Annotated in this window: 22 protein-coding genes and 6 tRNA genes; 25 read left to right on the forward strand and 3 right to left on the reverse strand. The window is 41.5% G+C overall.

What is annotated here, in order from left to right; all coding sequences use genetic code 11:
• Positions 1 to 53 precede the first annotated feature (53 nt).
• The 4 genes from GSF08_RS09950 to GSF08_RS09965 all read left to right on the forward strand — a co-directional run bounded on the left by GSF08_RS09950 (position 54) and on the right by GSF08_RS09965 (position 5,829).
• Positions 54 to 1,988, forward strand: a complete 1,935-nt coding sequence (locus tag GSF08_RS09950; protein WP_160625647.1) for an ABC transporter ATP-binding protein — start codon at positions 54 to 56, stop codon at positions 1,986 to 1,988.
• Positions 1,972 to 3,849 (forward strand): ABC transporter ATP-binding protein, encoded by a 1,878-nt coding sequence (locus tag GSF08_RS09955; RefSeq protein WP_160625648.1) that lies wholly within the window; start codon positions 1,972 to 1,974, stop codon positions 3,847 to 3,849. Before GSF08_RS09950 ends, GSF08_RS09955 begins: the two co-directional genes overlap by 17 nt.
• A 159-nt stretch (positions 3,850 to 4,008) precedes the next feature.
• Positions 4,009 to 5,016, forward strand: coding sequence for a carbohydrate kinase family protein (locus tag GSF08_RS09960; RefSeq protein ID WP_160625649.1), 1,008 nt, complete (start codon positions 4,009 to 4,011; stop codon positions 5,014 to 5,016).
• A gap of 9 nt (positions 5,017 to 5,025) precedes the next feature.
• The gene (locus GSF08_RS09965; RefSeq protein ID WP_160625650.1) at positions 5,026 to 5,829 is read left to right on the forward strand and encodes a pentapeptide repeat-containing protein; all 804 of its coding nucleotides are present in this window, start codon (positions 5,026 to 5,028) and stop codon (positions 5,827 to 5,829) included.
• Between the two features lie 122 nt (positions 5,830 to 5,951).
• Here GSF08_RS09965 and GSF08_RS09970 read toward each other — a convergent pair whose 3' ends face one another.
• The gene (locus GSF08_RS09970; RefSeq protein ID WP_160625651.1) at positions 5,952 to 6,365 is read right to left on the reverse strand and encodes a DUF2871 domain-containing protein; all 414 of its coding nucleotides are present in this window, start codon (positions 6,363 to 6,365) and stop codon (positions 5,952 to 5,954) included.
• Between the two features lie 73 nt (positions 6,366 to 6,438).
• Positions 6,439 to 7,461, reverse strand: coding sequence for a DUF2804 domain-containing protein (locus tag GSF08_RS09975; protein ID WP_160625652.1), 1,023 nt, complete (start codon positions 7,459 to 7,461; stop codon positions 6,439 to 6,441).
• 141 nt (positions 7,462 to 7,602) lie between these two features.
• Here GSF08_RS09975 and GSF08_RS09980 point away from each other — a divergent pair, with 141 nt between their 5' ends.
• The 11 genes from GSF08_RS09980 (at position 7,603) to pepT (ending at position 13,656) form a co-directional block, all read left to right on the forward strand.
• The gene (locus GSF08_RS09980; protein WP_249806081.1) at positions 7,603 to 7,899 is read left to right on the forward strand and encodes a cyclic-di-AMP receptor; all 297 of its coding nucleotides are present in this window, start codon (positions 7,603 to 7,605) and stop codon (positions 7,897 to 7,899) included.
• Positions 7,900 to 7,902: 3 nt separating this feature from the next.
• The gene (locus tag GSF08_RS09985) at positions 7,903 to 8,412 is read left to right on the forward strand and encodes a peroxiredoxin family protein (RefSeq protein ID WP_160625654.1); all 510 of its coding nucleotides are present in this window, start codon (positions 7,903 to 7,905) and stop codon (positions 8,410 to 8,412) included.
• Positions 8,413 to 8,594: 182 nt separating this feature from the next.
• Positions 8,595 to 8,670: transfer RNA gene (locus GSF08_RS09990), tRNA-Val, on the forward strand.
• Positions 8,671 to 8,678: 8 nt separating this feature from the next.
• A tRNA-Thr gene (locus tag GSF08_RS09995) sits at positions 8,679 to 8,754 on the forward strand.
• A 16-nt stretch (positions 8,755 to 8,770) separates the two neighbouring features.
• Positions 8,771 to 8,854: transfer RNA gene (locus GSF08_RS10000), tRNA-Tyr, on the forward strand.
• 23 nt (positions 8,855 to 8,877) lie between these two features.
• A tRNA-Gln gene (locus GSF08_RS10005) sits at positions 8,878 to 8,953 on the forward strand.
• 19 nt (positions 8,954 to 8,972) lie between these two features.
• Positions 8,973 to 9,048, forward strand: a tRNA-Lys gene (locus GSF08_RS10010).
• An 8-nt stretch (positions 9,049 to 9,056) separates the two neighbouring features.
• A tRNA-Gly gene (locus GSF08_RS10015) sits at positions 9,057 to 9,130 on the forward strand.
• Between the two features lie 491 nt (positions 9,131 to 9,621).
• Positions 9,622 to 11,838, forward strand: a complete 2,217-nt coding sequence (locus tag GSF08_RS10020) for a bifunctional diguanylate cyclase/phosphodiesterase (protein ID WP_160625655.1) — start codon at positions 9,622 to 9,624, stop codon at positions 11,836 to 11,838.
• A gap of 90 nt (positions 11,839 to 11,928) precedes the next feature.
• Positions 11,929 to 12,381 carry a DUF2383 domain-containing protein gene (locus GSF08_RS10025; protein WP_160625656.1) on the forward strand — a complete coding sequence of 151 codons (453 nt, stop codon included), beginning with the start codon at positions 11,929 to 11,931 and terminating at the stop codon, positions 12,379 to 12,381.
• A gap of 54 nt (positions 12,382 to 12,435) precedes the next feature.
• Entirely contained in the window at positions 12,436 to 13,656 is a 1,221-nt protein-coding gene (gene pepT, locus GSF08_RS10030; RefSeq protein ID WP_160625657.1) for a peptidase T, read from the forward strand.
• Positions 13,657 to 13,748: 92 nt separating this feature from the next.
• Here pepT and GSF08_RS10035 read toward each other — a convergent pair whose 3' ends face one another.
• Complete coding sequence (locus tag GSF08_RS10035) at positions 13,749 to 14,390, reverse strand: pentapeptide repeat-containing protein (RefSeq protein WP_160625658.1); 642 nt, start codon at positions 14,388 to 14,390, stop codon at positions 13,749 to 13,751.
• Between the two features lie 76 nt (positions 14,391 to 14,466).
• Here GSF08_RS10035 and GSF08_RS10040 point away from each other — a divergent pair, with 76 nt between their 5' ends.
• The 10 genes from GSF08_RS10040 to GSF08_RS10085 all read left to right on the forward strand — a co-directional run bounded on the left by GSF08_RS10040 (position 14,467) and on the right by GSF08_RS10085 (position 24,054).
• A complete protein-coding gene (locus GSF08_RS10040) occupies positions 14,467 to 14,694 on the forward strand; it encodes a Smr/MutS family protein (RefSeq protein ID WP_160625659.1) in 228 nt (75 codons plus the stop codon).
• A gap of 70 nt (positions 14,695 to 14,764) precedes the next feature.
• Positions 14,765 to 16,915: a Tex family protein gene (locus GSF08_RS10045; protein WP_160625660.1), complete on the forward strand. Its 2,151-nt coding sequence runs from the start codon at positions 14,765 to 14,767 to the stop codon at positions 16,913 to 16,915.
• 115 nt (positions 16,916 to 17,030) lie between these two features.
• Positions 17,031 to 17,849 (forward strand): transketolase, encoded by an 819-nt coding sequence (locus tag GSF08_RS10050; RefSeq protein WP_160625661.1) that lies wholly within the window; start codon positions 17,031 to 17,033, stop codon positions 17,847 to 17,849.
• Between the two features lies 1 nt (position 17,850).
• Positions 17,851 to 18,780 carry a transketolase family protein gene (locus tag GSF08_RS10055; protein WP_160625662.1) on the forward strand — a complete coding sequence of 310 codons (930 nt, stop codon included), beginning with the start codon at positions 17,851 to 17,853 and terminating at the stop codon, positions 18,778 to 18,780.
• 271 nt (positions 18,781 to 19,051) lie between these two features.
• Positions 19,052 to 19,321 carry an ACT domain-containing protein gene (locus tag GSF08_RS10060; RefSeq protein WP_160625663.1) on the forward strand — a complete coding sequence of 90 codons (270 nt, stop codon included), beginning with the start codon at positions 19,052 to 19,054 and terminating at the stop codon, positions 19,319 to 19,321.
• 11 nt (positions 19,322 to 19,332) lie between these two features.
• The gene (locus GSF08_RS10065; RefSeq protein WP_160625664.1) at positions 19,333 to 20,691 is read left to right on the forward strand and encodes a PFL family protein; all 1,359 of its coding nucleotides are present in this window, start codon (positions 19,333 to 19,335) and stop codon (positions 20,689 to 20,691) included.
• A gap of 91 nt (positions 20,692 to 20,782) precedes the next feature.
• Positions 20,783 to 21,499: an ABC transporter ATP-binding protein gene (locus GSF08_RS10070; RefSeq protein WP_160625665.1), complete on the forward strand. Its 717-nt coding sequence runs from the start codon at positions 20,783 to 20,785 to the stop codon at positions 21,497 to 21,499.
• Between the two features lie 9 nt (positions 21,500 to 21,508).
• Entirely contained in the window at positions 21,509 to 22,429 is a 921-nt protein-coding gene (locus GSF08_RS10075) for a SufB/SufD family protein (protein ID WP_160625666.1), read from the forward strand.
• Positions 22,430 to 22,459: 30 nt separating this feature from the next.
• A complete protein-coding gene (locus GSF08_RS10080; protein ID WP_160625667.1) occupies positions 22,460 to 23,647 on the forward strand; it encodes an AfsR/SARP family transcriptional regulator in 1,188 nt (395 codons plus the stop codon).
• A 41-nt stretch (positions 23,648 to 23,688) separates the two neighbouring features.
• Positions 23,689 to 24,054, forward strand: a complete 366-nt coding sequence (locus tag GSF08_RS10085; protein WP_160625668.1) for a hypothetical protein — start codon at positions 23,689 to 23,691, stop codon at positions 24,052 to 24,054.
• Positions 24,055 to 24,113: the final 59 nt, after the last annotated feature.

Genomic DNA, 24,113 nt, shown 5'->3' on the forward strand with positions numbered 1-24,113 from the left:
AACGGTTCTTTTTTTTAATTCTTGCTATAATGACTTCACAAGGAGGGATTGTTTTGTTAAATCGTGAAACGGCACGAAAACAATATTCGCTGCCTAATAATATGATGCATGGTCTGCGTGAGATGAAAACGGTTGGTATACGTTATTATGCATATCTGTTTTGTGATATCATTACCCAGATTGTGATTCCGTTTTTATTGGTGTTGATTCCTGCTGAAGTAGTTCGTATGTTTCAGGAAAAGCGAAATCTACAGGATAGTCTGATCATGATTGCCTTATGGATTTTCGGTATATTGATTATGAATCTGATTCGTACCTTCACCCACCAAAAGATTGAAAACATGGCTGCGATTCTTACCGATACCCAGTATTGGCGGAAACTGAATCGTGAAATGCTTTCCTGTGATCTGCTGAAAGTGGAAAGCAGCCAGGAGCGTGATATGCTGAATGAAGTCATGAACGCGCTGTATGGATCAGATGGAATGGGAAACTATTCCGGAGTAATCGGTCTTTATCTGTATAGTATTGCATTGCTTGTCAATATCGGCGGTTTTCTGCTGTATGGTGCGATTGCCGGCTCTCTGCATCCAATGCTGTTGGCCGTGTTGTTTATTACATCAATCATCAATTGCTTTGCCCAGGCAAGAGCGATCAATTATGAATTTATGAATATGAAAGCCTTCTGGGAGAATTCCGATCGCTTCTGGTATATAAAAAATGAATCCATAAATACTGAAAAAGCAAAAGATATCCGCATGTATCATTTGATTCGCTGGTTTCAAAAAGCGCTTCACCATAATACTGAGGAAGCATCATCCATTTATGATGATGTCATGCAGCACCATTTCTATGCGGACAGTATCGTTCGATTTACCTCAATCCTGCGTGATGGCTTTGCTTATTTGTTTTTGATTATGCAGCTTGCAGATGGGGTAATGGACGTATCAATGTTTATTATTTATATAGGAATTGTTGCAGGATTTGGAAACTGGATCACCAAAATTGTGGAAAGCTATACGTATTTAAAAAAGATCAGCTATGGGATTTCCATGTACCGCAGCTATGTCAAAGAAGAAATTTCAGATACAGATACGAAGCCGCAGCCGGTACCGCAGGACTGTCATAAGATCACCTTTTCTGATGTAAGTTTTGGCTATGAACCGGAACATCTTATTTTTGATCATTTCTCTTTGCAAATACATGCAGGGGAAAAGCTCGCATTGGTCGGTGTGAATGGTGCTGGGAAAACCACGCTGACAAAAATGCTGTGCGGCTTATATCCGCTTAAACACGGACAAATCAGCGTGAATGATATAGATATCACGACAATGGATAAGGATGCGTATTTTCGTGCTATTTCTATCCTTTTTCAGGATGTTCATGTTCTGCCTTTTTCGATTGCTAAGAATGTATCTTGTGCGTGGAATGATGAGGAACAGCAACGGTTGAAAGAAATGTACCAAGGGCAGGAAATATGTCATGCGTTTGATCAGGTAGACCGATCTGAAATTCATATGAATGAATATGATGAAGAAAAAATCATTCGCTGTTTAAAACAGGTGAATCTTTGGGAAAAAGTGTCTCAATTATCAAATGGTATTCATACCGTGCTTACGCAAATTCTCGATCATGAAGGAGTTAATTTATCCGGAGGTCAAATTCAGCGTTTGATGCTGGCTCGGGCACTTTATAAAGAAGCGCCGATTTTGATCTTGGATGAACCTACCTCGGCATTGGATCCGATTGCAGAAAGTGAGCTGTATCAGGAATATGCTAAATTATGTGAAAATAAGATATCGATCTTTATCTCACATCGTTTGAGTTCTACACGATTCTGTGACCGCATTTTATTTTTGGAGAATGGAAAAATCGTGGAGCAGGGCACGCATGATGAGCTGATGGCATTTCATGGACACTATGCGAAAATGTATCAGATTCAAGCGCACTACTATCAAAAGGAGGTGGAGAAGCATGAAGCGGGTATATAAAACCTTAAAAGAGATGTTCGACCTGCTGAAACTCATTCATTCTCTGGATCGGTCAATGATACCGCTATATATAATCACATCCTTTTCACAAGCGGTTGAACCGTTTATTACCATTATTGGAAATGCCATGATCATTGATTCCTTGTTACTGCATGACTGGAAGCAGGCAATGATGCAGGCAGGGGTGATGATCACCGGGTTATTTATCTTTGGTATTTTACACAGTTATTTGATGAAGAAGAAAGAATGCGCTAGTATGGCGATCAATCGCAAATGCAACGGTAAAATATGCCTGAAAGCTATCTCTCTGGATTATGCGACTTTTGAAGATAAAAAGAATTTGGAAGAATTTGAAGCTGCGGATTATAATGTTAGCCGCAATGGCGGCTTTGGTATGTATCTGCTGGAGTTATCCAATATGCTTACCGGCTGCTTCAGCTTTATGTTTGCAATTGGATTTCTGGTAAATCTGTGTCTTATGGAATCACAGCGTGGTACGCCATTTGACTTTCTGACATCGACGAAAGGGTCGCTGATCATAGTTACGGTTATTATGGTTCTATTGATTTTCCTCTATATGCGATTTTCAAAATACGTGAATCAGAATAATTTAAAATTGTATTATGAGATGGTGGATGTGAATCAGAAGTTGGGTTATTTTTCAAATCGCTTGTGTTCGGATGAAAAAGTGGCAAAAGAAATTCGTCTTTATCATATGAAGGACATGATTTATACAGAATGGAAAAAGTTCACGATGGAAGCACATCAATTTTTAAGTAAACAGTGGTCTTTTGAACGTTTATCGTTGATGACTTCTTCGTTTTTGAATGATGCTGTACTTTTGTTAGCCTATCTCTTCGTGGTGATAAAGGCTTATGCAGGAGCAATTACGATTGGTTCCTTTACCCAATATGTCGGTTCGATCCAACAGTTGAACGATGGTCTACGTAAGATGGCAGAGGCAGTGAATCAGTTGATCGTTAAGCAATCATATTTGTCTTTTTATATTGATTTTATCAATAAAGAAAATCAGATGGATACCGGTACTCTGCCAGTGGAAAAACGCAATGATAATGAATTCGAGATTGAATTTCATGATGTAAGTTACCATTACCCAGGAAGTGATATGTATGTATTAAAACACGTATCAGTTAAACTGGATATGAAAAATCATTTTGCGGTAGTAGGACGCAATGGGGCAGGCAAAACAACCTTTATTAAATTGCTTTGCCGAATGTATGATGTCAGTGAGGGCATGATCACTTTGAATGGAATTGATATTCGTAAGTATGATTATGAAGAATATCTGAATTTGTTCGCGGCTGTCTTTCAAGATTTTGCATTGTTTTCTTTCCCGATCGATGAAAATATTGCGTGCAGCCGTGATGCGGATGAAAAACGTGTTTGGAATGTATTAGATTGTGCCGGTATGAAAGAACGAGTTGAGAAATTGCGGGATGGAATCCATACGCTGTTGTTTCATCAAATGGGTGATGGAGTTGATATATCAGGTGGTGAAGCACAAAAGCTTGCGATTGCCCGTGCCTTGTATAAGGATGCGCCGTTTGTGATCTTAGATGAGCCAACAGCAGCCTTAGATCCGATTAGTGAGTATGAAATATATTCACATTTTCATGAAATGGTAAAGAATAAAACCAGTATCTATATTTCTCATCGAATGAGCAGCTGCCGTTTCTGTGACGATATTCTAGTTTTTGATCAAGGTGAATTGGTGCAGCGTGGCAATCACGAAGCATTATTAAAAGATACTAATGGTGTTTATGCGACCTTATGGAATGCCCAGGCCCAGTATTATAACGATCATGGATCCGAAGAAGTGCTGCCTGATAGCTGTATTTGAGATGGTGCTGTCAGGTCAACTGCCTGTCTGCATATAATATGAGGATATGTGTTTCTATTTTCCCTTAAAAATAATCATGCCTCATGAACAAAAATCTGATGGTTTCGTACTGTCGGATTTTTGTTATAATGAAGATGCAAATGAAGGGCGGTAGAAACCATGAATACGTTATGTGCCATTGGGGAAGCTTTGATTGATTTCATTCCGGATCAGCAGGGAAAACTGAAGGAGGTCACCGGTTTTCAGCGGGTAGCCGGAGGCGCCCCTGCGAATGTTGCAGGAACAGTATGTCGGCTTGGCGGTCAAGCAAAACTTTTAACTAAGCTGGGTCAGGATGCTTTTGGTGATTATTTACTTGATCAAATGCAGAAAAGCGGGATTGATACCAGTCAAATTTTAAGAAGCACTGACTATGATACATCATTGGCATTTGTATCGTTAAGTGCGGATGCGAACCGTGATTTCAAGTTTTATCGACGTACGGCTGCGGATTTGCAGTATGCCCCCAAGGATGTGGATGAACATGTTTTAGATGACTGTTCAATCATGCACTTTTGCAGTGTATCCTTGGTTGAATCACCGATGAAATACGCGCATAAGAAATTGATTGAGTTAGCTATCCGAAATAAAAAGTGGATTAGCTTTGATCCTAATCTTCGTTTATCACTTTGGGATAATGAGGAAGCATGTCAAAATGCCATCCGTGAATTTCTTCCCTATGCTGATATTTTGAAATTGTCTGATGACGAGGTATCCTTTATCACCGGATGTGATACGGTTGAGGAAGCGCTGCCGATGCTGTTTTCCGGACGTTGTGAATATTTGCTGTATACCATGGGAAGGCATGGATCCCGTTTATATCGTCGTGACGGTACTTGCTTAGAGACTGCGGGAATACCGGTTCAAGCCCTTGATACAACTGGGGCTGGCGATAGTTTTATCGGTGCTTTTCTTTTCTGCCTTTTGTCGGATGACAGTGTATATTGGCAAGACCTTGATAATGAGCGATTGCAGGATTATTTAATATTCGCAAATGCTTATGCGGCCTGTATGGTGTCACGTATTGGTGCTTTGACGAATCTGGCAGATCGTGAAGCATTTCGGGAGTTTATAAATAAGCATAGACAGCTTCTGCCAGCTGTTCCGCGCATGTTTAAAGAAAGCTAGGATCAAAATATGGAAATGAAAGATTTGCGGATACAATGTGAAAATTGCTTTGGATTATGCTGCCGTGCTTTGTATTTTTCAAAAATGGATGGTTTTCCCGAGAACAAGCGAGCGGGCAAAGCTTGTTCTTATCTGTGTGCAGCTTCACGCTGTTCCATATATTCTCAATTAGGTGAAAAGCATTTAAAAGGGTGTATGAACTATGATTGCTTCGGTGCAGGTCAGCATATGAGTGCCTGGATCAAACAACAAAATATTTATATAACAGATAAACAAATGGATACTGCCGTGATGGAGTCTTTTCATAAGCTGATGAAGCTTCATCAACAGTTGTGGTATTTAAAACAGGCGATTTTGCTGATTGAAGAACATCATCTTCATATTGATACAACAGGGGAGCTGGAAAAGCTGGAAATTCTGCTGAGGAAGGAACCGGATAAGATAACAAAACCGGATATAGAAATCTCTCATGATGCGGTAAATGGTATTTTAAGAAGGGTATCTGCTTGTATCCAAACAAAGTATGCAAATGATACACACATAATTGGCAGTTCTTTTTTAGGAAAATCATTTAAAAAACAGTCTTTGAAAGGATGTGATTTCAGTATGAAGCTTTTGATTGGCTGTGATTTTACCGATGCAGATTTAGCTTACGTGAATTTCCTTGGAAGTGATGTCCGAGATGCAAATTTTTCAAATGTTGATCTTCGTTGCTCCTTATTTCTGACCCAATTTCAAATAAATAGCGCAAAGGGAAATAAAGCGACGATGCTTCCGGATTATCTGAAGCGTCCCCGAACTTGGAATAAATAAAAATCACAGTTTTCAAATATGAGGACTGTGATTTTTTTCACGTTCAATCTGAGTGATGAACCATATTTCATTGGCTGGATTATGGTTTGAATGCAGATTGTATTCTTATTTTTAATACGATCTTACTCGATGATGCGCTGGTAAAGCGCTTTGAATAGCAGAAATAATCCCACTGCCAAGAGAATGTGACCGATTCCGGCAACACCGCTGATGGCTGCGTCTGCACCGCGATTAAGGGTTAAGGATAAAACCTGTGGAATTCCACGTACGATCATCATGAAGATGGTCAAAAGTAACCCGCTGTTATATATATACATGAACGGTTTGAATGCTTTAGCCTGTGTAATCTGGAAGTTTTTCTCTACCACAATCAGAAGTAAAAACAGAAACATGCCGAGCACCAGTGTGTGTACGTGCAAAAATCCAATCGCAGTCGTGCCCGTGAATGCATTGAATTTTGTGAATTCCCGATAAAATACGCCAAGCAGCAGTCCCAATACCGCATAAAATGCCGCTGTTTTAAATAATTGTTTCATAGATAGCCTCCCTGTTTTTTTGTACATGTACATTGTAGACAGGTTGAAAGACGGGGTCAAAGCATATGCCCGATCAATAGCGATTATGAACAACCTCTGCAAAGCATAGCAGATCGTCTATCAGTAAAACTGTACCGTCGTCCAGTATTGCAGTACCGCTCATATACCCAAATACCTGATGCTGATCCGTAACAATAAGAACGGCCGATGTCTTCGCAGCTCGATCTAGGATCGGTCGGAATTTCATTTCAAAGCGCTGATCGCTGGAAGTAAACGTCCATGGCTTCATCATGTCATCCTTTGGTATATGAAAAGTAACGTCATCGAGCTTATGCCCGATTCCATCATAGAAAAGCATATTCTCAGTGGCGGCGGATGTATCACCAAAACCATAACCGAGGTTGAATCCGAAAGGTTTGCCTTGAACGACACCATTGCCTGAACTCCAGTACCAAGTGTTGTCGTAGGTCCAAACGCCGCGTCCCCAATCTAATGTACCAAAGTCAGTCTCTGGATGAAAAATGTAGGTTTTTCCATCAAACTCTACTTTTCCTTCTGCCCGCATCCCATTGATTTTTTGATTATAATAAAAGGCATGCTTCTTGTTTTTCCAAGGTGTAGCGATTACCATTGTATCCATCGGCGGTTGATGAAGAAGGATATCACAGGTAAAGGTCTTGCCCCGATAAAAGTTTTTAAATTGACATTGAATTTGTCTGGTTTGATCATGTTTCTCGAAATGAAGACTCAGTCGTTTATCCTCATAATGAACATTGCCTTCTTCTGAGGTTGATGGCATATGCAGTTTCCCCATCGGGAAAGCGTTCAGTATAGTTTCCGTGTGTTCCCACTTTCTTTGAAAGTCGAGGAGGGAAACCGACTGTAGTCCGATATAGCCAGCATCTGATATGGTGAAGGCTACGCCAAAGCCATTTCCGATCATTAAATAGTAATCCCATTCCTTAATGCGGAAGGCGGATGCCTTGATCTGATTCCGGGAATAAGCTTGGATGAGGGAACGTGACCATCCCGGTTCCTGAAGCTCTCCTTTGTCATTCAAAAGCGGATGCTGCTCAGTGACTTCATGATTGCGCATACTTGTTCTCCTTTGCTTATCTACCCTCTATTCTAGTTCCTTTTTTGGTAAATGAAAATGGGAATTGTATTTTCTCTAATTTTATGAAAATAAAATGCTTTCTATGGTATCATTATAGGCGAGGTGATTGCTTTGAAACTGATGTTGATCATTATAAATGAAGAAGATAAAGATGAAGTTATGAAGGCGCTGAATGAACATCAATTTCAGGCAACAATGGTATCGACAACTGGGGAATTTTTGCATTATGGCAATACGACATATCTATTGGGTGTTGAAGATGAACAGATAAAGGAAGTAGAATCGATTATTCAGGATAATACGACGATTCGCTGTGAAATGATTGAAGATATGCCTGATGCAAAGAATTTGAATGATCCAGGACGTGCCACCATATTTGTTGTTGATGTAAAGCAATTTCATAAAATAGGGGGATAAATTATGCTGGGTGTGGGGGAACAGGCACCAGAATTTGAACTGATTGGTGCGAATGGCAAAATCTTTAGACTTTCTGATTATCGCGGTAAGAAAGTTCTTTTGTTTTTCCTGAAAGATATTACTAGTGGCTTTGGCACATTAAATATTTTTGCTGCGATCGATGCTGCTTATGAATCACTGGAAGCACTTGATCTAATCGCTATTGGAATTTGTCCTAATTCAATGAAGCAGCTTTCTCCATTTTATGAAGGTATTCCCATCTATACACCCTTGCTGTATGATTACCGCCGCATGATTGCGCGCCGTTATCAGGTTGAAAAAGACTGCATCACTTTTGGTAATGCCTATCGAACTGTTAATGAATGTGCGTATATCATTGATGAAAATGGGTATATTGAAAAACAGTATCGAACTTTTCGCTACCAGCAGTGCCGGGATATGGTTTTGAAGGATCTTAGAAAGTGGGAAAAGAAACGGTTGAAGCAAGCTTCTCACCCGAGTTCTCAGGTATAGCGGAACAGCAAAAATAATTATTTAAGATGATGATGTGAACTTACCATTTTTAGTGAAAAAACACGATTAAATAGTCCTTTTTCAAAAAGTTTAAAATTTTCAGATTTTATGTTGACATATATTTTAGGTGATGATATTATATTAAAGCGCCAAGAAAAAGCGCAAGCCAATACAAATAAGATGGAGGTTTAGCTCAGTTGGGAGAGCGTCTGCCTTACAAGCAGAGGGTCAGCGGTTCGAGCCCGTTAACCTCCACCATTTTATTTGCCGACTTAGCTCAATTGGTAGAGCAACTGACTTGTAATCAGTAGGTTGTGGGTTCAATTCCTATAGTCGGCACCATTTTTATGAAAGTGCCGGGGGGGTAGCGAAGTGGCTAAACGCGGCTGACTGTAACTCAGTTCCTTTTGGTTCGACAGTTCGAATCTGTCCCCCCCCACCATTACTTATCGATCTTGCAATCATTGGGGTATAGCCAAGCGGTAAGGCATCAGACTTTGACTCTGACATTTCTCTGGTTCGATTCCAGATACCCCAGCCAATCTTTACTGCATATATTTGACCCGTTAGCTCAGCTGGTAGAGCATTTGACTTTTAATCAAAGGGTCGGGCGTTCGATTCGCCCACGGGTCACCAATGATTATGCGGATGTAGTTCAATGGTAGAACTTCAGCCTTCCAAGCTGACTACGTGGGTTCGATTCCCATCATCCGCTCCAATAATAAACATAGCCCTCATCCGAAGGGCTTTTTTAATAATTGATCATTTAAAGAAGAACAAGAAAAACATATTTGAAAGGACGAAATCTATGAAAAGACCACATTTTGATGTTTTACTTCACAAAGAGGAACTTAGTCGTCCCCAAAAAGTTCAAGAACAAATACGAAAAAATATAGGATCAACTAACATTGATAGAATAATTAGTGAGAGTGGAGAGAATAAGAAACCAATTAAGGGGTTCATTAGGATTGTTGAGTGGACAATAATTATGATTGTTATAAGTATTATGTTTTGCCTATGGATATTTTAATAAATTATTGACTATTCATGACGCAAGAACAAACAGCTTACGGAAACATGCATAGTTAAATCATGAATATGTTGTAAATACTTCATAGCTTGCTTATAATAAGGAATATACATGCATACCCCTGATTTCTGCTGATGTAAAAGCGCAGAATCGTTTTTATAGATAAATGAGGTATTCAGATGAAGAAAGAAATTGCCGTATGGAAACCAATCAGTATCATTCTGATAACCATGCTAGTTTTAGCATGCGTTGCAGGTTTTTATATTGATGAAATTAGAAATACCTTATTGGATGATATGAAGAACAATTTGAAGCAGATTGCTTCATCTACGACTGTTTCCATTCATTCCCGCATTGAAGATCGTATATCCACGCTTGAAAATATTGCCTATATGCTTGAAAATGAGGCTACCTCGGATAAAACAAAATTGATGGAAGCCTTGCGGACGGCAAGTGAAAACAGCGATTTTATGAGACTTGGTATCGCCGATCTGGAAGGAAATTGCATCACCAGTGACCATCAATCTTTTTATATCGGTGACCGTATATATTTTCAAAACGCACTAAAGGGTAAATCTTCTTTTTCCGATACACTGTCTGATAAATTGGCCGGCTTCGATTTGAATGTCATTGCTGTACCGGTGGTTGAAAATGGAATGATCAGCAATGTTTTATTCGGTGCCAGCAAGACTAATGAACTCGGAGAAGATTTGTTGGTGGAAATTTATGACGGAAAAGGTTTTACGGCTATCGGTGATAATGAGGGCAATATCGTTTTGCAGTCCCCAAGCAAAGCCGCAAACAAAAATCTTCATAATTTATCACAGCTTAAGTTTGATAATGGTTTTACTGTTGATCAGCTGAAAGAGTTGAAAAGCGGATTGACACAATTTGTATCCTTAAAAGGAGAAGAGCGTTATCTGGCCTATATGCCGCTGGGAATCAATAACTGGTATGTATACTCAGTTGTACCGGTGTCGGTGGTTACCAGACGAATTCAGAATATTATTTTAATTGCCGCTTTTACCTGGATCGTAGTTGCACTGGTGCTTTCACTGATTCTTGCATATATCTTTACGATGCGTAAAAAGAATCAGAAAAAGCTAAACGAAGTGATTTTTTTCGACGATGTGACAAGCCATTATAATTTCAATCAGTTTCGGGTATTGGCAGAACAAATCTTTACCAGCAAAAATGCGGATTCCTATACAATGATTGAGTTTGATATAAGTAATTTTAAGCTTGTTAATGAGTTGTACGGATATGCAGTCGGCAATCAGCTGCTGAAAATCACTATGGATATGTGTGAACAGGACTGTCAGGCAAATGAATACTGTGCTCGTAATTCTGCCGATCATTTTATCCTGCTTTGGAAAATGCATGAACAGGATGCGGTACGTCAGCGCTATCATGCGTTAATCCAGTCTATTCAAAAGAAAGCACACCGTGAAAACGATTATTTGACCTTGGAATTCCACGGCGGCATCTATCTGCTTCACGGAAATGAAAACAGCTTCTCGAAATGTCATGATCGCTGTGTCTATGCAAAATCACAAATTCGTGACAGCAAGACGGAAGCTTATGCATTCTTCTCAGAGCGCATGTATGAGAATATGCTGCGGCATAACCGGATGGAAGCCTCGATTAAGAAGGCATTTGACAACGAAGAATTTAAAGTATATCTGCAGCCGCGAATTACCCTGGATGATCAGCGGGTTCACAGTGCGGAAGCACTAGTCCGCTGGGATTCGCCGGAATATGGGATGCTTCTGCCGGGAGAAATTATTCCGCTGCTTGAGAATCGCGGTTCTTTGGAAGAGCTGGATATGTATATGCTAGACCATGTCTGTCAGATCCTGAAAAAATGGATCGAAGCAGATAAAGCAATCCGAATTTCATTCAATGTTTCCCGTACGTATATTTTTAAACCGGGATTTGTCCAACGTGTGCTCCAGATCATCGATCATTATGGGATCAATCATGAATATATCGAAATAGAAATCACGGAGAGCGTTATCTTTGACCGCAGTGACGCATTATACTCGATTGTAAAGGAGCTGCAGGATAATGGACTTTACATTTCCATGGATGATTTCGGAAGCGGCTATTCATCCTTGAATATGTTAAAGGATATCCCGATCAATACGATTAAATTGGATCAGGTGTTCTTTAAAACCGATGCAATCAATGCTCAGCGGGCGAAAGCTATCATCTCCGGAATTTTGAATTTAACTCATACATTGAACATACACAGTGTTGCAGAAGGAATTGAAAATGAAAGTGATATGAAGTTTCTTCAGCGTATGGGCTGTGATGAAATTCAAGGCTACTATTATTCAAGACCGCTGTCCGTTTCCGACTTTGAATCCTATATGGATGCGTTCAATAAGAAGTAATATGTGACTTATAAGATTAAAATATGCTTATAAGTCTTTTTTTTACATAGAAGCTTAAATCCTCAGCATACTGATATTGAGGTGACAATAATGGAAAATCAATATGAAGAAATATTGGAAGCATTGAATCAATTATTAAAGGGAACACACATGGGTGCTTTTGTTTTTGAAGATCTGGCTGAGAAAATATCTTCACATGAGCTGCATACAGAGTTCCGGGAAATTCTGAAAACACTCAAGCATCATGAGGAAATCTTAACGCACCATATTGAACGGCTGCATGGGGATCCGGCGGATTCTGCCGGGATCAAAGGAACGATTACTGATTTCATGGAAATGATGAAAAACATGCTGATCGTTACCGATGTTGAAGTGATCGAAGAAGCAACCAAGTCGATTGAAATGGCGATTAAGGCAGTGAATGACTTTGAAGATAAACATTTTACATTGGATGGCGAGCTTCAAAAGGAGATTCAGATTATCAAGGATGATTATAGTGCGATCTACCATGCATTGCACAAATTTTTGATGGAGTACAAATAGTTCTGACGTTTCCCTGCTTTCTAGTGTATAATGAAGCAGAAAGTAGGTGAAAGAATGAATGTAACAGAACGTTTTTTGAAGTATGTAAGCATTGATACAGAATCAGATCCAAATTCTGAAACAACTCCTTCTACTGCGAAGCAGCTGAATTTGGCAAATGTGCTTGTCGAGGAAATGAAGGCGCTTGGCATTGAGGATGCCCATGTAGACCGATATGGAGTTGTCTACGGAACTATTCCAGGTGATGCGAAAGCTGAAACCATTGGTTTTGTAGCACATATGGATACATCACCGGATTTGACCGGAGCGAATGTAAATCCCCGCATCATTAAGAATTATGATGGGAAACCGATTGTTTTAAATGAAGCTAAGCAAATTATTATGGATCCAAAGGATTTCCCTTCTCTGCACGAAAATGTTGGTGAAGATTTGATCGTGACTGATGGTACTACCTTGTTGGGCGGTGATGATAAAGCCGGTGTTGCTGAAATCATGGTCATGGCAGAAGCTTTAATGAGCCAGCCGCGAAGTGCTCATGGCACAGTAAAGATTGCCTTTACTCCTGACGAGGAGGTAGGCCGTGGTGCTGATAATTTTGATATCAAGGGCTTTGGTGCAGAATATGCGTACACGGTTGACGGCGGAGATATCCGCGATGTCAATTATGAGAATTTCAATGCGGCCGCAGCGGTGGTAAAAATTCATGGTTTAAGTATTCATCCGGGGGCAGCAAAGAATAAAATGCTGAACTCTCAGCTGATCGCAATGGAATTCAATGCCTTACTGCCAGTGCATGAAGATCCTGCATGTACCGAAGGTTATGAAGGGTTTCATCACTTAACCAATATTCATGGTGTATGTGAAGAAACTACTCTGCAGTATATTATCCGCAATCATAATGAGGAGATTTTTGAACGGCAAAAACAACAGTTTATGAATGCGGCAGCTTATCTGAATAAGAAGTATCCGGAAGGAACCGTAGAATGTACGATTACTCATTCTTACACCAATATGCGTTCCTATATCGAAAAGGATATGCGCGTGATCGATACGGTTAAGCAGGCGATTCAGGATTTGGGAATGACCCCGATCAGTACTCCGATTCGCGGAGGAACTGACGGTGCCCGTCTGACCTACGATGGACTGCCTTGTCCAAACATCGGAACCGGCGGCTATAACTGCCATGGAAAATTTGAGTATGTTTCTATTCCGCGAATGGAAAAAATCGTTGAGCTGCTGTTAAGAATAGTCGAAAATATTTCCACTCATGCGTAAAAAAGAGGATAAGCATCCTCTTTTTTAATTGTATCATGTATAAGCAATGTGAGTCGTGATGAATGCATAGATAGAAATGAACGTACATCCATTTATTTGATTGTTAAGCCGAATAGCCGCGCGATGTCGACAGCCTGATCTGAGGATACTGTTAACCCCTTTACATTATCAATGGTAATCATGATTTCCTCGATCGTGCAGGTCATCCAATTGACACCGCTCAGCGCAGCATTGATAAATTCACACTTATTGAGATTGCAGTTTTCAAAAGCAGTTTTTTTAAATTCACAGCCATTGAAGCCGCCGCTGTTGAAATCATCATCCAGCATCATTACCTGCTTGAATTTAGAAAAGGAAAAATTAATATATTTTCCGATATTCTTAATGAAGGAGGTGTTGTGAATCACACAGTCGCTGAAGTCGCTGCCGGTCATGCGGCACTGTTCGAATTGGCAACGATGAATACTGCCTTCACTACAGTCAATATTAGAGAAATCACAGTGATCGAATACGCAGTCCAGCATATCGATATGGGGAAAATGACATTCTGAAAAGATCACATTGTGGAAATAGCAACTATCAAAATGGATGCGATCAACTTCTGCTGTTTCGATAAAATCCCCTTCAAAGGAGACATTTGAGATATATTCTTCCTGATTCATAATTTTTTTCAGATCCCCTGCTTCCAGCAGTTCTTTATGAAGGCGCGGTTTTTCCAGTCCTTTTTCACTCATTGTGCATTTCCTTTCCATTTGCATCATGTTACCTGAAACGATTATAATCATTATAGCAGAAAGTGAGTGGATGTATATGCTGAATGAGATTGATATTCACGGCTATACGGTTGCCGAAGCAAAGCAACAGTTGGATCGTTATTTGGATCAGCTTCCTTTATCAATTCATGAAATAACTGTTATTCATGGGTTTCAGCGGGGAACCGTGCTCCAGCAGTTTGTACGTAAAAATTATCGGCATCCGCGATTGGTACGGACGATGCTGAGCATGAATAAGGGACAGACGACTTTATTATTAAAATAACTGTTTTTGCTGAACAATTCACAGGGTTGTATTGTATACTATAACTACACGTAAAAAAGGATGTGATAACATGGTGGATTCTATTATCGAACCCATCGCTGAGCAGCTGCACATCAGGCCGGCTCAGGTCAAGCAGACATTAGCGCTGCTGGAAGAAGGAAATACGGTGCCGTTTATTGCCAGGTATCGCAAAGAGATGACAAAGGGACTGGACGAGGAAGCAATACGAGTGATTCAGGAACAGTATGACTATCAGGTAAATCTGGCTAAGCGAAAGGAAGATGTCCTGCGGTTGATCGAACAGCAGGGAAAACTGACGGATGAAATCCGCAGCGATGTGGCAGCCTGTGACAAGCTGTCGCAGGTAGAAGATATCTATCGCCCGTATCAGCAAAAGCGCAAAACTCGGGCAACTGATGCTGTTGCGAAAGGGCTGCAGCCGCTTGCCGAATGGCTTTTGAATCTGCCAATGCATGGAAATGTTGAAAAGGAAGCTTTGAAGTATATAAGTGATTTGGTTCCTGCAACGGCTGAAGCAATACAAGGGGCAAAAGACATTATTGCGGAAAAAGTAAGCGATGATCCGAAAGTTCGTGAAAAAATACGTCGTTCGGTAGAAAACTATGGCCGTATCGTAACCAAAGCAAAAAAGAATCATGCGGATGAACAGCGCGTCTATAAAATGTATTATGATTATGCAGAGCGGGTATCCACTTTGGCAACCCATCGTATTATGGCGATTGACAGGGCTGAAAAGGAAAAGGTTATCACAGTTTCATTCGACTATGATAAAGAGTATCAGCTGGAATGGTGCTATCGCCGCTATACTCATAAACGTCCGAGCATTGCCGATCCTTATATCCGTGAAGCAGTTGAAGACGGCTTGAAGCGTCTTGCTTTTCCGGGCGTTGAGCGAGCGGTTCGCAATGAATTAAGTGAAAAGGCGCATGCATCCTCCATTGAAGTATTTTCCATGAATTTGGAGCGTCTGCTGCTGCAGCCGCCGATGAAAAATAAAATGATCTTAGGATTGGATCCGGCCTATCGTACCGGCTGTAAGCTTGCAGTGATTGATGAAACCGGTAAAATGCTGGAAATATCAGTGATTTATCCGCATAAGCCGATCAATAAGCAAGCAGAGGCCAAGGCGATTACACTGAAGCTGCTGCAAAAGTACCCAATCGATATTATTGCGATTGGCAATGGAACGGCCAGCCGCGAAAGTGAAGCCTTCATAGCAGAGTTAATTCAAGAAAATCACCTTTCTGTTAGCTATACGATGGTATCAGAGGCAGGTGCGAGTGTATATTCGGCATCTAAGCTGGCTCGTGATGAATTTCCTGATCTGCAGGTCGAGCAGCGGAGCGCCGTATCGATCGCCCGACGGATTCAGGATCCGCTCGCAGAGCTTATCAAAATTGATCCGCAGTCAATCGGCGTGGGGCAGTATCAGCATGATCTGCCGGTCTCTCAGTTGTCTTCTCGGCTGGATTTTGTTGTATCCAAGGCTGTTAATCGGGTTGGTGTTAATATCAATACTGCCAGTGTTGAACTGCTGAAAAATGTATCAGGACTGAATCAATCCACGGCAAAGTCGATTGTATCCTATCGCAACGAGCATGGCCGGATCACCGATCGAAAAGAAATTAAGAAGATTTCAAAAATCGGAGCGAAATCCTTTGAACAGTCAGCGGGCTTCTTACGCATTGAGGATGGCAAAGAAATTCTGGATCGCACCGGGATTCATCCGGAAAGTTATGCATTGGCAAAAGCGATACTCAGCCGCTTGTCATTGAACACAGCGGATATGGGTACATCAAAAGCGGTTGAGGTAATGAAAGAAATCAAAGTTCAGGAGCTTGCTTCCGCTTTAAATAGTGATCCGTATACCGTCGCCGATATTTTACAGGCGATTGCGGCGCCGCTGCGTGATTATCGTGAACAGTATGACGGTCCGCTGCTTCGCAGTGATGTATTGACCTTGGAAGATTTAAAAATCGGTGATGAAATGGAAGGCGTTGTCCGCAATGTAGTAGATTTCGGCGCGTTTGTCGATATCGGCTTAAAGGATGATGGTTTGATTCATGTATCCAAGATGAGCAAAAAACGGATATCACACCCCAGCGATATTGTTTCTATCGGAGATATTGTCAAAGTGTGGGTATGTAACATTGATGAGGAAAAACACAAGGTGCAGCTTTCGCTGCTTCCGCTTCACTAAGCAATATACACTTGTATCTAATAGGAATAGAATCAAAAATTCAAGCTTCCGTTATCGGAATTTCCCGGATATTCGTGTATAATAGGTTTATGTATATTACAAAAAGGAGGGTATTATGGAAACAGCAGCATCTTTGCATGAAAAAGCAACGAATATTCGCAAGAATATCGTGAAGATGGTTACAAAAGCGAAATCGGGACATCCGGGCGGTTCCTTATCATCCGCTGATATTCTGAGTGTTCTGTATTTTAATGAGATGGATATCACCGCAGAAAATGTGGATTCCATCGATCGCGACCGATTTGTTTTATCAAAGGGACACGCATCACCATTGTTGTATGCGACTTTGTGTGAGAAAGGATTCTTGGATGAAGCTGATCTGGATACATTTCGGCAAATTGATTCCAAGCTTCAAGGGCACCCGAATATGAATTATGTGAAGGGTGTTGATATGTCTACCGGCTCACTTGGTCAGGGCATCAGCTGCGCTGTTGGAATGGCGTTATCGAACAAGGTGAAGGGTAACGACCATCGGGTTTATACCCTGGTTGGCGATGGTGAAAGTGAAGAAGGACAGGTATGGGAAGCGGCGATGGCGGCTGCTCAGTACAAACTGGACAATTTGGTAGCCATTATTGATTTCAATGGTCTGCAAATTGATGGTGATATAACGGCGGTTATGAATCCGACTCCATTGGATAAAAAATTTGAAGCGTTCAACTGGCATGTTATTGTCATTGACGGTCATGATTATGAACAAATACTTGATGCATTCAAGGAAGCACGTGAAACTAAAGGCAAGCCGACCATGATCCTGGCGAAAACCATTAAAGGAAAAGGGGTTTCCTTTATGGAAAACAATTATGCATGGCATGGCAGCGCACCGAGTGAAGAACAGTGTGCGCAGGCACTGAAAGAATTGGATGGTGAGTAGAATGGGAAAAATAGCAACCAGAGAAGCCTATGGAAAGGCACTTGCGAAATTAGTTCTGGAGGATGAAAACGTCATTGTCCTGGATGCCGATTTAACGAAATCCACCAAGACGATCGATGCGAAGAACGCATGTCCTAAACGTCATTTCAATATGGGTATTGCCGAAGGAAATATGATGGCGGTAGCAGCCGGCATGGCAGCGAGCGGTCATGTGGTGTACGCATCCAGTTTTGCGATGTTCGCGGCCGGACGGGCATTTGAACAAATACGCAATTCTATCTGCTATCCGAAATTGAATGTCAAAGTGTGCGCAACACATGCCGGTTTGACAGTTGGTGAAGATGGTGCGAGCCATCAGGCAATCGAAGATCTGGCAATCATGCGGGCAATTCCGAATATGACGGTCATTCAGCCTTGTGACGGTGCGGAAACCGAAGCGGTAATCCGCGCTGTTCATGAGTATAACGGCCCTTGTTATGTGCGTTTGGGACGCAGTGCCGTCGAAGATGTTTATGAATACGGTTTTGATTATCAGATTGGAAAAGGTAATGTCCTGCATGAAGGAAGCAAAGCGGTTATCTTTGCGACCGGCTGTATGGTACAGGCTGCTTTACAGGCTCAAGCGCTTCTGAAAGAAAAAGGAATTGATCCGACGATTGTAGATATTCACACGATTAAGCCGATTGATGAAGCCTTGATCGTGGAAATGGCTAAAAAACATGATGCGATCATTACTTGTGAAGAACATAATGTTATCGGTGGATTGGGCAGCGCTGTAAGTGAAGTACTGGTAAGACATGAACCAAAGAAAGTAACGATGGTAGGGGTTCAGGATACATTTGGAGAATCCGGCACTCCAGCCGCATTGTTGAAGAAGTATGGTTTGACTGCAGAGGATATAGCTGCAGCAGTAATCAGCAGTTTGGCATAATTTTTAAATGAGATAAAAAGCTTGAGGAGAAGGATAAAACGTTCTCCTCTTTTTATATGATGAGAATGAATTTTACAATTATCTAATCTATGAATGATTTATAAAAAAACTTCGGCCTTCCCTGGTTAGAAGTGATCAAATTTGCTTTACTCATCGCAATATCAATTTCATGGTATAATTCTGCTTTTTTTAAGGAAATTCAAAGCTATTCCAAATTGTAATTTTATGGGATATCGCATATAATCATTACATATATACAGGAGGAATGGATATGAGAGCAGTCATCAGTGTGATTGGAAAAGATATGACCGGAATTTTGGCAAAGGTAAGTACGGAATGTGCGAATGCGAATGCCAATGTAATAGAGGTATCCCAGACTATTTTGCAGGAAATGTTTGCAATGGTAATGCTGGTCGATATTGATAAGTTGAATCAGGAACTAACGGATTTTGCGGATCACATGGAGCGGACAGGCAAGGCAATGGGTATGGTCATTCATGTCATGCATGAAGATATTTTCCAGGCCATGCATCGTATTTAGGAGCATTTATCATGATGAATGTAAATGAGATTTTAGAAACTATCCGGATGATCGATGAAGACTATCTGGATGTGCGTACAATAACGATGGGGATATCTCTGCTTGACTGCTGTGACAGCGATATCGATACATCCTGTGAGAAAATATATCACAAGATAACGACCAAGGCGAAAGACCTGGTAAAGGTTGGAGAAAGTATTGAAAAAGAATATGGGATTCCGATTATCAATAAACGAATCTCTGTAACCCCGATTGCGATGCTGGTTGCGGCGAGCGGCGGTGATCCGCTGAAATATGCACATACGCTGGAACGCTGCGCAAAGACCGTTGGAGTTAACTTTATCGGTGGTTTTACGGCGCTGGTTCAGAAGGGATTTTCAGCAGGTGATCGGGAATTGATCGCCGCAATCCCGCAGGCTCTGGCGCAGACGGAGCATGTCTGTGCGTCGGTCAATATCGGTTCTACAAAGGCAGGCATCAATATGGACGCGGTGAAGATGCTTGGCATAACGATGCTTACATGTGCGGAAATTACCGCGGATCGCGATTGCATCGGTGCCGCAAAGCTTGTGGTTTTCTGTAATGCGCCTGAAGATAATCCATTTATGGCCGGAGCATTCCATGGAGTAGGAGAAGCGGACTGTGTCATCAATGTCGGTGTTTCAGGCCCCGGAGTTGTACGGGCCGCTTTGGCGAAAGCAGATAAAACACTTCCAATGCATGAGATAGCGGAAATCATAAAGCGGACAGCCTTTAAAATTACCCGTATGGGTCAGCTGGTAGGAAGCGTCGCAAGTGAGCGGCTGAATGTGCCGTTTGGAATTGTTGATTTATCTCTGGCGCCAACGCCGGCCATCGGGGATTCGGTTGCCTATATCCTCGAAGAGATGGGCTTGGAAAACTGCGGCGGATATGGAACGACAGCATGTCTGGCGATGTTGAACGATGCAGTAAAAAAAGGCGGGGTTATGGCTTCTAACCGGGTTGGCGGTTTATCCGGGGCATTTATTCCGGTTAGTGAAGATGCAGGTATGATCGAAGCGGCTCGTTCTGGACATTTGACTTTAACGAAGCTGGAAGCGATGACAGCGGTATGTTCGGTTGGCCTTGACATGGTAGTATTGCCTGGTGACACATCCGCGGAAACCCTGTCCGGAATTATTGCGGACGAGGCGGCGATCGGTATGGTCAACAGCAAAACTACGGCTGTGCGGGCAATTGTGGCAATCGGGAAAAAAGCCGGAGAGGAATTGAATTTTGGAGGCTTGCTGGGAAGCGGGCCGATCATGGATATTTCACAAAGTTCTTGTAAGGTCATGATCGATCGGGGAGGTCAGATTCCAGCGCCGCTGCAGAGCTTGAAAAATTAACTGATAAATCATCATCGGTTTTTAGGGATATCGTGCGTATAAAAAATTTTGTGATAGAATAGAAAGTAGGAATTTAAGTGAGGAAACAGATATGCTGGAATTAAAAAATATACAGTTTGCAGTTCATGAAAGCAATGACTCCAAAGAGATCATTCGTCATATCGATATCACAGTTCCGGATCGCAGCTTTACCGTGATCACGGGACCCAACGGCGGCGGGAAATCCACCCTGGCAAAACTGGTCATGGGCTTAGAAAAGCCAACCGGCGGACAGATTTTGTTCGATGGCGAAGATATTACGAATGTGAGTATAAGCGAGCGGGCAAAACGCAAGATTGGTTATGCCTTTCAGCAGCCGCCGCGTTTCAAGGGACTGACGATCCGAAAACTGCTTTCCCTGGCGCATGGCAGTGAATTATCCGAGTGTATGAGCTGCCAATATTTAAGTGATGTTGGATTATGTGCACATGACTATTTAGATCGTGAGATGGATGCTTCCTTATCGGGAGGGGAAGTAAAACGAATTGAAATCGCCACGCTGCTGGCACGGGATTTGAAACTCGCAATCTTCGACGAACCAGAGGCCGGAATCGACCTGTGGAGTTTTGCGAAGCTGGTTGATACCTTTCAAAATCTGCGCAAATATAACATGAGTATCCTTTTGATATCGCATCAGGAGCGAATCATGCAGATGGCTGATGAGATTATCGTTGTTGAGCAGGGCATGGTAACCAAACAGGGCAGCCGGGAAGAAATTCTGCCGCAGCTGCTTCATGAATTTGATACCATCTGCGACAAGTGTTTATAGAGGTGAATAATGGAACAGACAGATAAGAATCTATTAAAGACGATAGCAGGTATCAGCGGCTTCCAGGTAGGACGTGCTTTTAACCTTCGTAAGGATGGACAAGGCGTGGAGCGTCATTCCACACCGAATGTGAAAATCAATCCGAAAACAGATAAGCCGGGAATTGATATTATCGTGGCAGCGCATGCGCAAAAGGAAAGCGTACATATTCCGGTAATTTTGACCCAAAGCGGCATCAAGGATATGGTCTACAATGATTTTTATATTGGAGAGGGGGCTGATGTAGAGATCATCGCCGGCTGCGGTATTCATAACGATGGATGTGATGCCTCTCAGCACGATGGGATTCACACCTTTTACATCGGCAAAAATGCCCATGTGACTTATATTGAAAAGCATTACGGTGAAGGAGACGGAAACGGAGCGCGTATTTTGAATCCGACAACCGTCGTCCATATGGAAAAAAATTCGACCTGTGAAATGATGATGTCCCAGATCAAAGGTGTTGACAGTACCATACGTAAAACCCAGATGGATTTAGCGGCTGGGGCAAAGATGGTCATTCATGAAAAACTGATGACGCATGGAAAACAGGAAGCGCATTCTGATGTGGAGGTAGAGTTAAATGGGAAAGGTGCATCACTGCAGATTATTTCCCGCTCCGTTGCTAAGGATGAGAGCCGTCAGGTATTTCATCCAAAAGCGATTGGAAACAATGACTGCAGGGCCCACGTGCAGTGTGATTCCATTATTATGGATCAGGCGAGAGTCAGTTCCATTCCGGAGATTTCTGCGAATCACGTGGATGCGGAAATCATTCATGAGGCAGCGATCGGAAAGATCAATAGCGATCAGCTGATCAAGCTTCAAACTTTTGGTTTAAGTGAATCAGAAGCAGAAGCAGTTATTATTGACGGATTCTTGAAATAAGCAACGATATGTCTGAAAGGGGGCCGCAAAATGGAAAAAGGAGTTATGCAAGTTACTCTTTTTCAGAATTTTACAATGTCTTACCAAGGAGAAAATATCAAAATTAACGAAGCTGCAACGAAGCAGCTTACAATACTTTTGGAAATCCTTTTTTTGAATCTAAATCAGCCGGTTCCTCGTGATAAATTGATTAATTATTTGTGGCAGGACAGTGACAATCCGTCCAATGTACTGAAATTTTCAATCTTCCGTCTTCGTAAGATGCTGAGCGGAATTGAGAGCCTTAAAGATGTTGAATTTGTCCAAACGACGAAACAGGGCTATTTGCTGAACCAAAATATTCCAATTAAAACTGATGTCCAAACGGTTGACGAATTATGGAAACAGATAAATAATAAGGATGCGAGACAGGAAACGATTATACAATGTGCCCAACAGATTGTCGATGTATACAAAGGACGTCTGTATGTCGATGCTCCGGATCAGCTTTGGCTGCAGGAGCTTCAAAATGAGTATCACAACATTTTTCAGTCCTGTATCAGTAAAATCAGTGAATACTATCTGCATATGCAAGATTATCATAAAGTGATTTCGGTTATGCAGAAGGCTATTGCAATCGATCCCTATTTTGAAGACGCATACTATTATTATATCCAGGCGCTTATAGAAACCAATCGATATAAAGAGGCACTTGATCTGTATAAAAATGTTCAGGACCAATTTTATCAGTCGGTTGGCCAGCCATTATCCTTGAAAATGAAATCTCTTTATAAAATCATTATTGCCAATGATGAACAGGAAGAAATCAATCTCAAAACGTTAAAAACACAATTGGAGAGTGATATTGATCGCAGCGGGGCATTTTATTGTGATTATGAATTTTTTAAACATATCTATCAAGTCGAGTTGAGAAACATAAAACGTAAATGCCGCGAACAGTATCTGGTCGTGTTTGAAATCAGCACCGATTTGGATGATGAACCGCTGCGCGCCATCATGACCAAGCTGACAAAAATCATTCAGAATTCACTTCGAATGGGAGATGTGTATTCACGTATCAACAAGACTCAGATTGTATTGCTTCTGCCGTGTGAAACCATTGATAACGGCTATGCGGTCATACAGCGAATTACCCAGCAATTCTACCGTAAAGTGACTAGAAAACAAGCGAAACTGCACTATCATATCGAAGCGGTCACGACATCTGATTCAAAGTAATCCAATCTGAGGGAACGGATAGTAATGAAGGTGATAAAGTAATGTCTCAAACCATTTTTATGCGCAGAAAGATAGCGGGCTCCGGACAGATTTCTACTGACAAGATCGATCTTTTTTGTCATCAGATCGACCAAAATGATGATGGAACCTATCTGGTTCATTGGGGTTATGAAAATCATGGTTCACGAACATTGACATATGCGTCTAAAGACTGTCATTTGATTGTCCATAAGGGAGGCGCAATCGTATTCCCCGGCAGTGTGCCTAATGTATTTCTGCCCGGCCGCCACTATGATTGTTTTTCAACCATTGTTACTCGAGAAACAATCTTTACTTGGAAGGTAAAAAAGATTTGTGTCGAGTTCCGTCTTGAACAGTATTTGAATGAGAAAAATCCCCTGTATTAAGATTTATGAACCGATTAAAAATATGCTTGCGTAAGCCGAATAGGTATGCTATTATTATA

Source organism: Copranaerobaculum intestinale, assembly GCF_009831105.1.
Classification (GTDB): Bacteria; Bacillota_I; Bacilli_A; order Erysipelotrichales; family Erysipelotrichaceae; genus Copranaerobaculum; species Copranaerobaculum intestinale.

Bases quoted from the DNA above. Each gene is read 5' to 3' on its own strand.
- GSF08_RS09955 (WP_160625648.1), top strand. From the start codon at position 1,972: ATGAAGCGGGTATATAAAACCTTAAAAGAGATGTTCGACCTGCTGAAA.
- GSF08_RS09960 (WP_160625649.1), top strand. From the start codon at position 4,009: ATGAATACGTTATGTGCCATTGGGGAAGCTTTGATTGATTTCATTCCG.
- GSF08_RS09965 (WP_160625650.1), top strand. From the start codon at position 5,026: ATGGAAATGAAAGATTTGCGGATACAATGTGAAAATTGCTTTGGATTA.
- GSF08_RS09970 (WP_160625651.1), bottom strand. From the start codon at position 6,365: ATGAAACAATTATTTAAAACAGCGGCATTTTATGCGGTATTGGGACTG.
- GSF08_RS09975 (WP_160625652.1), bottom strand. From the start codon at position 7,461: ATGCGCAATCATGAAGTCACTGAGCAGCATCCGCTTTTGAATGACAAA.
- GSF08_RS09980 (WP_249806081.1), top strand. From the start codon at position 7,603: ATGTTGATCATTATAAATGAAGAAGATAAAGATGAAGTTATGAAGGCG.
- GSF08_RS09985 (WP_160625654.1), top strand. From the start codon at position 7,903: ATGCTGGGTGTGGGGGAACAGGCACCAGAATTTGAACTGATTGGTGCG.
- GSF08_RS10020 (WP_160625655.1), top strand. From the start codon at position 9,622: ATGAAGAAAGAAATTGCCGTATGGAAACCAATCAGTATCATTCTGATA.
- GSF08_RS10025 (WP_160625656.1), top strand. From the start codon at position 11,929: ATGGAAAATCAATATGAAGAAATATTGGAAGCATTGAATCAATTATTA.
- pepT (WP_160625657.1), top strand. From the start codon at position 12,436: ATGAATGTAACAGAACGTTTTTTGAAGTATGTAAGCATTGATACAGAA.
- GSF08_RS10035 (WP_160625658.1), bottom strand. From the start codon at position 14,390: ATGAGTGAAAAAGGACTGGAAAAACCGCGCCTTCATAAAGAACTGCTG.
- GSF08_RS10040 (WP_160625659.1), top strand. From the start codon at position 14,467: ATGCTGAATGAGATTGATATTCACGGCTATACGGTTGCCGAAGCAAAG.
- GSF08_RS10045 (WP_160625660.1), top strand. From the start codon at position 14,765: ATGGTGGATTCTATTATCGAACCCATCGCTGAGCAGCTGCACATCAGG.
- GSF08_RS10050 (WP_160625661.1), top strand. From the start codon at position 17,031: ATGGAAACAGCAGCATCTTTGCATGAAAAAGCAACGAATATTCGCAAG.
- GSF08_RS10055 (WP_160625662.1), top strand. From the start codon at position 17,851: ATGGGAAAAATAGCAACCAGAGAAGCCTATGGAAAGGCACTTGCGAAA.
- GSF08_RS10060 (WP_160625663.1), top strand. From the start codon at position 19,052: ATGAGAGCAGTCATCAGTGTGATTGGAAAAGATATGACCGGAATTTTG.
- GSF08_RS10065 (WP_160625664.1), top strand. From the start codon at position 19,333: ATGATGAATGTAAATGAGATTTTAGAAACTATCCGGATGATCGATGAA.
- GSF08_RS10070 (WP_160625665.1), top strand. From the start codon at position 20,783: ATGCTGGAATTAAAAAATATACAGTTTGCAGTTCATGAAAGCAATGAC.
- GSF08_RS10075 (WP_160625666.1), top strand. From the start codon at position 21,509: ATGGAACAGACAGATAAGAATCTATTAAAGACGATAGCAGGTATCAGC.
- GSF08_RS10080 (WP_160625667.1), top strand. From the start codon at position 22,460: ATGGAAAAAGGAGTTATGCAAGTTACTCTTTTTCAGAATTTTACAATG.
- GSF08_RS10085 (WP_160625668.1), top strand. From the start codon at position 23,689: ATGTCTCAAACCATTTTTATGCGCAGAAAGATAGCGGGCTCCGGACAG.